This window comes from Pseudomonas sp. P5_A2_2, assembly GCF_054177685.1.
The window spans coordinates 1-1,834 of the sequence record NZ_JBGCUL010000884.1; the positions used below are offsets into that span (position 1 = coordinate 1).

The following is a 1,834-nucleotide window of genomic DNA, read 5'->3' on the forward strand; positions in this document are numbered from 1 at the left end:
GTGGTGTTCTGTTCCTACGGAGACAACATCACCCCTCCCCAGCAGGCATTGGACTGGATCGCCGATGCCTATCCCAGCGATCTCGCTTTGCATGACGCAGGACGTACCATCGTCTACCTGCGGCACGCCAGCATCGGCCATTTAGGCATTTTTGTTTCCGGCAAAGTGGCGCGGCGCGAACACCGTGGGATGCTCGGCGCGGTCGAAACCATCAAGGCGCTGCCGGCGGGACTGTATGAAATGCTGATTGACGATCTGCCAACCTCCTCAGGCAGCGATGACATGCAATACCGAGTGCGTTTCGAATCAAGGCGAATCGCCGATATCCATGATGACGTCGAGCCGGCCCGTGATGACGATCGCGAATTCTCTCTGGTGGAGCGCGCCTCTGAAATCAACAGCGCGTTTTACGACGGGTTCATACGTCCGTGGCTACGTCAGATCGTCAACGAGCCAATTGCCGAACTGTTGCGCAGGGCGCACCCCTTCCATCAGCAGCAAGTGCTATGGAGCAGCCTGAATCCGGCGCTGTGGTGGTTAGCCGGGACCGCCTCCCAAGTGAGCAGTGATCGTCATCCTGCACGCAAAGACAACCCGCTGCTGGCCTGGCAAGCGTTGTTTTCCAACCAGATGCAAGACGCCCTGAATGCTTATCGCGATGTGCGTGACGCCACTCAGGAGCTGTGTTTTTACGGTGTTTACGGCGCACTGAGTGCCTTCACCAGCAACAAGCCTGTGCGAAATCTCCAGGCACATGCCGACCAGCTGGACCAGGCCCTGATCGAACGCCTGCAGGATGCGCTGCCTCATGGCGGCCCTCTGGAAGCATTGGTGCGGATTCTGTTTTTGCTGGGCCGCGATAGCGACAAGGCGGGCAAGGAAAGCATCGAGAAGCTGATCCAGCAGGTGCACCTGCTGGTCCAGGACTACAGCAATGAGCCCACTGCCCTGCGCGAAGCCATCCGATTGCAGAACCTGCTGGTTTTCGCCCACCCGCAGGAAAGCTTGCGCAGCCTGCCTTTGTTGCTACCAGAGGCAAAGGAGCGCCAACAGGTCCTGACAGCCGTTGGGCAATTGATGCCTGAACTGCTGGCGACCGTTGGAGCTGAAGGCGAATTCTGGCGTGAACTGCACGCGCTGCTCGAAGTCCCCCTGCCGGGCTTCAGCCTGACCCAACCACCCGGTGAAACAGTTGTCATCGCGCAGGAGCCCCCTTCGCAGCCACCTGCGGCGCCGCAGATTACACCACTGCCCGCTCCCGCCAACGTAGTCAAAGCCCCGAAGCGCAAAGCGCGCAAAGGTACAACAGGCCCCAAGCCTCAATGACCCTTCACAAGGGATTAGCGGTGAATCCGTTCGGTGAAGCCTGCGACCTTATGATCTCTGGACAGACCGATGAGGTTCATGGAACGGACCCGCGCGACTTTTTCGACCACAGGCGACAACTCGTCGGTTCGATACTGACCGGGCGTCATACCGAACCAACGGATGCACGCCTTATGGAAGCTGCTGTGATCATGGAAGCCGAGCAGGCAAGTCACATGCTTCAAGTTGAAATGAGAATGGCGCAAATAGAAGTCAGCCATCTGCCGGCGCACATCGTTCAGGACGTCCTTGAATTGCGTGCCATCCTTCTCAAGGCCTCGTTGAAGCGTTCGCTTGCTGATATTCAGTGCCGCCGCAATCGATTCCATATCGCATTGCCCTTGGCCTTGCCCCTGGCTCAAGCGCTCGGTAATCAGCGCGCGAATCCTGCCAACGATAGAGTAACCGGACAACAGGTCCAATTGAGCCTCGGCAAAACTGTCATGGAGCGTGGCCAACGCCTCGTTGG

At 58.3% G+C, this 1,834-nt stretch carries 2 protein-coding genes; one reads left to right on the forward strand and one right to left on the reverse strand.

What is annotated here, in order from left to right; all coding sequences use genetic code 11:
- Positions 1-1,326, forward strand: a 1,326-nt coding sequence (locus ACXRVY_RS26895; RefSeq protein ID WP_458238719.1) for a DUF3141 domain-containing protein, incomplete at its 5' end; no start/stop codon positions are given.
- A gap of 14 nt (positions 1,327-1,340) precedes the next feature.
- Here the strand turns inward: ACXRVY_RS26895 and ACXRVY_RS26900 are convergent.
- The coding region (locus tag ACXRVY_RS26900) for a helix-turn-helix transcriptional regulator (RefSeq protein ID WP_458238720.1) at positions 1,341-1,834 on the reverse strand (494 nt) is incomplete at its 5' end.